The 7,276-nt window shown below is 32.3% G+C and carries 5 protein-coding genes; 3 read left to right on the top strand and 2 right to left on the bottom strand.

The window, feature by feature from the left end; genetic code table 11:
* The coding region (locus tag AB8B90_RS07510) for an aldehyde dehydrogenase family protein (protein ID WP_405335287.1) at nt 1-231 on the bottom strand (231 nt) is incomplete at its 3' end.
* A gap of 324 nt (nt 232-555) precedes the next feature.
* Between AB8B90_RS07510 and AB8B90_RS07505 the strand changes: the two genes are divergently transcribed.
* Genes AB8B90_RS07505 through AB8B90_RS07495 form a run of 3 tightly spaced genes read left to right on the top strand, consistent with a single transcriptional unit; the run spans nt 556 to nt 7,136 of the window.
* Nucleotides 556-6,141: an alpha-2-macroglobulin family protein gene (locus AB8B90_RS07505; protein WP_405335285.1), complete on the top strand. Its 5,586-nt coding sequence runs from the start codon at nt 556-558 to the stop codon at nt 6,139-6,141.
* An 11-nt stretch (nt 6,142-6,152) separates the two neighbouring features.
* Entirely contained in the window at nt 6,153-6,824 is a 672-nt protein-coding gene (locus AB8B90_RS07500; RefSeq protein WP_405335283.1) for a hypothetical protein, read from the top strand.
* Nucleotides 6,825-7,136, top strand: a complete 312-nt coding sequence (locus tag AB8B90_RS07495) for an antibiotic biosynthesis monooxygenase family protein (RefSeq protein ID WP_405335282.1) — start codon at nt 6,825-6,827, stop codon at nt 7,134-7,136. It begins immediately after the preceding gene.
* A 1-nt stretch (nt 7,137) separates the two neighbouring features.
* On the opposite strand, the gene AB8B90_RS07490 is transcribed toward AB8B90_RS07495, so the two are convergent.
* The coding region (locus AB8B90_RS07490; RefSeq protein WP_405333644.1) for a T9SS type B sorting domain-containing protein at nt 7,138-7,276 on the bottom strand (139 nt) is incomplete at its 5' end.

The raw sequence follows: 7,276 nt of genomic DNA, 5'->3' as shown, positions 1-7,276 counted from the left end.
ATCTCTCCATGATTTAAATGCTTTAGTAGCAGCATCCATTACTCTTTCATAATCTTCTCTAGTGGTAGCTTTTACTTTTCCAATTAACTGTCCGTCAACTGGAGAATATGATTCAATAAGTTCTCCATTTGAAAAGTTATTTGAACCTGTTGATGTTCCGTCATTTACATCATGAACACCTAATTGTTTTAAAGCCTCTTTTATTCCGAAATCGGTAGCTATTGCTTCCATATATGCTAATGTTTTATGAATTATTAAATTTTGACGCGAAGTTACTAATAAAAAGTCATTTTCCCTTGAAGAGCTTTGCTTAAAAATGTAACTTTAAAGCACTTATATGTTTTCTGTTTTACAACGATTTTTGAGTAAAATTGAAAATACATTTAATACAAAAAAACGAATTCTAATAAACCAACAACGAATTCTATTTTATCTGTGACATATAACATAAAACAAATATTTAAGCGCTCGCTATACTTTACTTTTATAGTATTCAGTAATCTAATTGATTGTTTGAATTTCATGTATTAACCATAAAAAAACAAGACTTAAACCATGAGACTAAATTCATTTTCAATATTCATATTATGTGTTGCGCTTGTGTTTTCTTGCAAGAAAAAAGACAGCATTACTAAAGATACAGACAACCTATTTAAATTTAGAGACTACATTAGCTATACGACTTCTGGATTACAATCGGTTACAAAACCAATCACTATAAATTTAGTGAATGATGTTTCTGATTGGGAGATGGGACAAGAAATCACCAAAGATCTTATTAAAATTTCTCCACATGTAGATGGTACATTAAAAATTACAAATGCTCATACTCTAGAATTTACTCCAGATGAAAATTTAGAATCGAGCACTGAATATACAGTTCTAGTTAAGCTTAACAAGATCTATAGTAATATGCCAAAGGATTATGAAGATTATGTGTTCCAATTTAAAACCATTACACCTAGTTTTAGTATTAATACAAATGATTTACAGTCGTATTCAAAACAGTGGCAATACCTTGAAGGCGTTGTAAAATCTGCCGATATCATTTCTTTTAAAGATGCCCAAGCTTTGGTTACAGCATCTCAAAACGGAAAACCTTTAAACATCCATTTCAACAAACTCATAGATCAATCAACCTATTTTGAATTTAAAATTGACAGTATTAATCGCTTAGTTGAAGATTCAGAAATAATAATAAAATGGGATGGGTCTTCGATAAAAGCAGAAAATAAAGGCCAAAATAAATTTGCAATTCCTGGTAGAAACAATTTTACAATTGTAAATGTTGAATCTATTAAAAGCCCAGAACAATACCTTTCAATCAACTTTTCAGACCCCTTAAAAAAAGAACAAAATTTTGACGGACTTGTGACTATTGAAAATGCAAAAACCCCAAAATTTAGTGTTGATGGTAATGTGCTTAAAGTATATCCTGAAAGTAAACTTGTTGGAGAAATTCAAGTAGATGTATTTCAAGGAATTTCTAACACTGAAGGTTATAAATTGAAAAAACCGTTTTCTGAAGTCATTTCCTTTGAAGAACTAAAACCTATGGTTCGCTCAATTAGTAACGGAACCATTTTACCGAATTCAAATGACCTTAAGTTTAATTTTGAAGCAGTAAATCTTAGTGCTGTTGATGTTAGAGTGATTAAAATTTTTGAAGATAACGTGTTGCGATTTCTTCAAGACAACCCTATGAATAGTAATAATCAAAATGAAATAAAACGCGTAGGTCGTCGCATTGCTAAGAAAACTATTCAATTACAAACTGCAACTGAAAATTCAGGAAAATGGAAAGCCTACAGTATTGATTTATCTAAATTTTTTAAAGCGGATCCAGGTGCTATTTATCGAATTGAGCTAAGCTATGATAGAAATTACTCTTTGTTCGATTGTGAAGCGAATCAGAATAGCGACATAGAAGAAGACGAATATGACGATTACTATTATGAAGAAGACTATTATAACGATGGTTATTCTGCTGAAACAAATACTGAAGATGAGGATTTAAGAGAAGAGGAATATTGGGATAACCGTACCTACAGGTATCGAAACTATACCTACAACTGGAGACAGCGTGATAATCCTTGCCATGATGCATATTATAATGAAAACAAAATCGTGTCGCAAAATCTAATAGCATCTAACTTAGGTGTTATTACAAAACAAAGCGTGAACAACACCTACTACTTTGCAGTAACCAATATTTTAAATACAAACCCTGAAGCTAGTGCAACTATTAAATTATTCAATTTTCAGCAACAAGAAATCGCTTCAACATCAACAAACACAGAAGGTCTAGCAACTATTGACGCTAATAAATATGCAAGTTTTGCAATTGTTTCAAAAGGAAATAACACCAGCTATTTAAGACTTACAGATGGTAACACGTTATCCTTAAGTAAATTTGATGTTTCAGGAAACAAATTGCAACGTGGACTTAAAGGCTATATTTATGGTGAGCGTGGTGTTTGGCGACCTGGAGATTCGCTCTTCTTAACTTTTATTTTGAATGATAAAGCAAATCAACTTCCAAAAAGTCATCCTGTAAAAATGGAAATCACAGATCCAAATGGAAAACTAGTGTATAAAAAAGTAACTTCAGAGAACCTTAATAACTTTTACAAATTTATAGTACCAACAGCTCCAGAATACAAGACGGGGAACTACAATGCAAAAGTATCTGTTGGTGGTGCTCAATTTTATAAATCTTTAAAAGTTGAGACTGTAAAGCCTAACCGACTTAAAATAAAAATAGATTTTGATGAACAAATACTTTCAGGAACAGAACCACTTAAAGGAACTTTAGATGTAAAGTGGCTACATGGTGCACCAGCAAAAAGCATAAAAGCTGAAGTAAAAGCAAAATTTAGTGCATCTTATGCAAGTTTTAAAGGCTATAAAGATTATGTATTTAGGGATCCAACTCGTCAATTCAATTCGGAAGAACTCAATGTATTTGAAGGCAATCTTGATAAAAATGGAACCACAACAATTAACACCAAATTGGATATTGGCAAAAATGCACCTGGACTTTTAAATGCACAATTTTTAGTTAGAGCGTTTGAAAATGGTGGTGATTTTTCTTTGGACGCATTTACTAAAACTTACTCGCCTTACGAATCTTATGTTGGTTTGCGTTCACCTAAAGGCAACTATTACGGTTCTTATTTTACAGATACTAATCAAACGTTTGACTTAGCAGTTGTAGATAAAAATGGTAAGCCTGTAAAACGCGATAACCTTGAAATAAAAGTTTATAAAGTTGAATGGCGTTGGTGGTGGAATTCTTCTTATGACAATTTATCGAACTATATATCAAGTAGTTACCACAGGCCTATTCTTGAACAAAAAGCGTCTACAGGAGCAAACGGGAAAACAGCTTTTACAATTAAAATTCCTGAAAACGAAAGAGGCCGTTACCTTATAAGAGTTTATGATCCTATTAGTGGTCACGCAACAGGACGAACAGCTTATTTTTATAAAAACTGGTCTGGGTTCTCATCTGGAAATGATAAAGAAGCAGCAAAAATGTTAGTCTTTGCTTCAGATAAAAACAAATATAATGTTGGTGAAACAGCAACCATAAAATTTCCATCAGGAACTGAAGGACGAGCACTAGTGAGTCTTGAAAATGGTTCAGATGTTATTGAACATAAATGGGTAAAAACAACTAAAGGTGAAACCGAAGTTACAATTCCTATTACCTCTGAAATGGCTCCAAATATATTTGTCAATATATCATTATTGCAGCCTCATGCGATTACCAGCAATGATTTGCCAATACGCTTATATGGTGTGATTCCAATTTTAGTTGAAGACCCTAAAACAATACTCGAACCAGACTTAAGAATGGCTAGCGTTTTAAGGCCAGAACAAGAATTTGAAGTGTTTATTACTGAAAAAAACAGCAAACCAATGACTTATACTATTGCTATGGTCGAAGAAGGTTTATTGGACTTAACACGATTTAAAACACCAAATGCTTGGAATTCATTTTACTCACGTGAAGCTTTAGGTGTAAAAACTTGGGATATTTTTGATGATGTAATTGGTGCTTATTCTGGAAGTATCGATCAGGTATTTGCTATTGGTGGTGATGGAAGCGCTTCAAAAGGAAAAAACAAAAAAGCAAATCGCTTCAAACCAGTTGTCACTTATTTAGGTCCTTTTGAACTCGAAGCTGGAGGAAGAAAATCACATACAATCAAACTTCCAAATTATATTGGTGCTATTCGTACAATGGTTATCGCTGGAAATAACAATATGGAAGCTTATGGAAGTACAGACAAATCTGTAGAAGTTAAAAAACCATTAATGGTGTTGGCTACTCTACCGCGAAAGCTAAGTCCTGGTGAAAAAGTCACACTTCCAGTTACTGTTTTTGCAATGGAGAAAAATATTAAAAACGTAAATATTAGTCTAAAACTTAGTGATGGAATATCGGTTGTTGGAAATGATTCAAAGCAATTATCATTTTCAAAACCCGACGAAAAAATGGCTTATTTTGAATTAGATGTAAGCAAAGCTAAAGGTATTAATACTGTTGAAGTAATCGCTTCTGGACATGGTGAGAGATCTACTTATAAAGTAGAATTAGATGTTGTGAACCCTAATCCGATAACCTCGAAATATGAAAATGCTGAATTAGAAGCTAATTCAAATAAGACTTTAGAATTTTCAACTTTTGGAGTTCTTGGAAGTAATACTGCTACTATTGAGTTTTCGACATTACCTCCAATGGATTTCTCTAAACGATTACAATATTTAATTCAATATCCTCATGGTTGTGTAGAACAAACAACTTCTGGAGTATTTCCTCAGTTATACTTAACAGATATATTCGATTTAAAATATGAGAAAAAACAAAAAATTCAATCTAATATTGAAAGTGGTATCAAACGACTAGGGAGTTTCCAAAGACCAGATGGTGGTTTAAGCTATTGGATAGGTGAAAATTCAGCTAATGATTGGGGAACAAGTTATGCTGGACATTTTATGATCGAAGCTGAAAAGAAAGGATTTGTATTACCACTATCATTTAAAAGTAACTGGTTGCGATATCAAAAACAAGCTTCTCAAAATTGGAGACCTAGCTATAGATATTATCATTCAGATCTGGCTCAAGCATACAGATTGTACACTTTAGCATTAGCTGGAAGTCCAGATTTAGCATCCATGAATAGATTACGAGAATTTGAAGAGATTTCAAATGAAGCTAAATGGCGCTTAGCAGCTGCTTATGCTCTAGCAGGACAAAAAGAGGCAAGTGAACAACTATCAAGAAGAGCAAATATCAATTTTGAGCCTGTAAAACATAATTATTATACCTATGGTTCGGTAAATAGAAATAGAGCAATGGCATTAGAAACCATGATTATTACTAAAAACCCAAAAGCAAGAGAACTCTCTAAATCTATTGCAAAAGACTTATCTAGTGATTATTGGATGAGCACTCAAACCACTGCTTATAGTTTGTTAGCGATGGCAAAATTGGTAGAAGCAAATGGAGGAAAAAACATGAAACTCACTTATAATATTAATGGAAAAACTGAAACAATAAACACAAAAAGTAGTATCGCTCAGCGTGAACTTTCAATTGTTGACGGTTCAAATACCTTAACCCTAGAAAATATAGAAAGTAACATAGTTTATGCGAGAATTCTAAATTCAGGAAAACTTCCGTTAGGGAAAGAATTAACTGAACAACGAGGATTAAGTGTCTCTGTTATGTATCAAGATTTAAAAGGTAATTTGATTGATGTTTCTAAGCTTCAGCAAGGTCAGGATATTGTTGCAAAAATTAGTGTTAGTAACATAGACGATAATCGTTTGAACGATATTGCCTTAACTCAAATATTTCCGTCAGGATGGGAAATTGTTAATACGCGTTTTACTGCTTTTGGTGATACAACAACTAGTTCTGCTAGATATACTGATATAAGAGATGATCGTGTTAATTTCTATTTTGACTTAGAACGAAATGGAAGCAGTTATGATACGAAAGTGTTTACTGTTATGCTGAATGCTGCATATTTAGGAAGATATTATTTACCTGGTACACAAGCTGAAGCCATGTATGATAATGACTTCTTTGTCAGAACTAAAGGACGTTGGATTGAAGTTGAAAAATAAAAGTTGGATTTATGAACTATCTACCAGATGACTTAATCTATGGCTTTGGATTATTATTTAGAATACTATTCTACAGTTTGCTTATCAGCTTGATGTTTTTTGATCAGGTAAGAGCACTAAAATCTAGATATAATAAATACATAAACATTTTAATTGTAATTTTTGCTGTATGTTATATTGGTTCAATAATCCCAATGTTTTTTGATGATAAAAATTATGGCGGTTCTCCTGAATTTTTTGTAACTCTTTGGAGTGTATTCTTTGCTTATCTACTAATATTTAATAATAGATATATCGCTAAAAACACATTTCGAAAAACCTTATCGTCTATAATCGTTTATGGCTTTATCATCCTTATATTTTTTTGTAATGGATTGCTAAATTATCATTCCTATCATGGCACTTGGCATGGTGATTTTAATCATGAAATCACTCATGGCTTTTTATCCTTTTTGTTACCGATAAGTGCTTATTTATTTTCTGTAATAAAACCTAATGGTGCAAATTTTGGTTGGTTTTTGATATTAGCTACCATTCTTCAGTTTATATTTGGAATAAGTCAATCTTACGGCGTTGATGGTTACATAAGTGATGACACTGAATTTTCGATCTTATTTATTTTAAATACTATTCTATTTCTAATCGCTGGAATATCTAATATAATCAAGAAAACAATAATTTAAATGAATCCTAACTCATCATATTACGCTGTCATTTTTACATCAAGACATTCTGAAAACACTGAAGGTTACGATGATATGGCCAATAAAATGGAAACCTTAGCAAAAACACAAATTGGTTTTTTAGGCATTGAAAGTGCTAGAAATTCTATTGGAATCACTATTAGTTATTGGGAAAGTTTGGACGCTATTAAAAACTGGAAACAACAAACCGATCACTTAGTTGCACAACAAAAAGGTAAACAAGATTGGTACAATTGGTATAAAGTTAGGATTTGTAAAATAGAACGAGAGTATGAATTTTTTAAAGACTGATTTATCTTTTCAGGGTGAAATGGGCTTTAAATTCTTTTTGTTCTAATGTATTTGGTTCTAAGTACTCTACAACAAACCAGTAGTCACTTGTTGGCATCGGGTTTCCATTATAGTTACCGTTCCAGCCTTCTCCTGTTGGA

This window comes from Psychroserpens sp. (genome assembly GCF_045105015.1).
GTDB lineage: Bacteria > Bacteroidota > Bacteroidia > Flavobacteriales > Flavobacteriaceae > Psychroserpens.
The sequence above is the reverse complement of the archived record's forward strand: the minus strand, read 5'-3'. Positions and strand labels throughout refer to the sequence as shown.

What these genes read in the sequence shown, in the direction of transcription:
- AB8B90_RS07500 (WP_405335283.1), top strand. Translation starts at nt 6,153, where the DNA reads ATGAACTATCTACCAGATGACTTAATCTATGGCTTTGGATTATTATTT.
- AB8B90_RS07495 (WP_405335282.1), top strand. Translation starts at nt 6,825, where the DNA reads ATGAATCCTAACTCATCATATTACGCTGTCATTTTTACATCAAGACAT.
- AB8B90_RS07505 (WP_405335285.1), top strand. Translation starts at nt 556, where the DNA reads ATGAGACTAAATTCATTTTCAATATTCATATTATGTGTTGCGCTTGTG.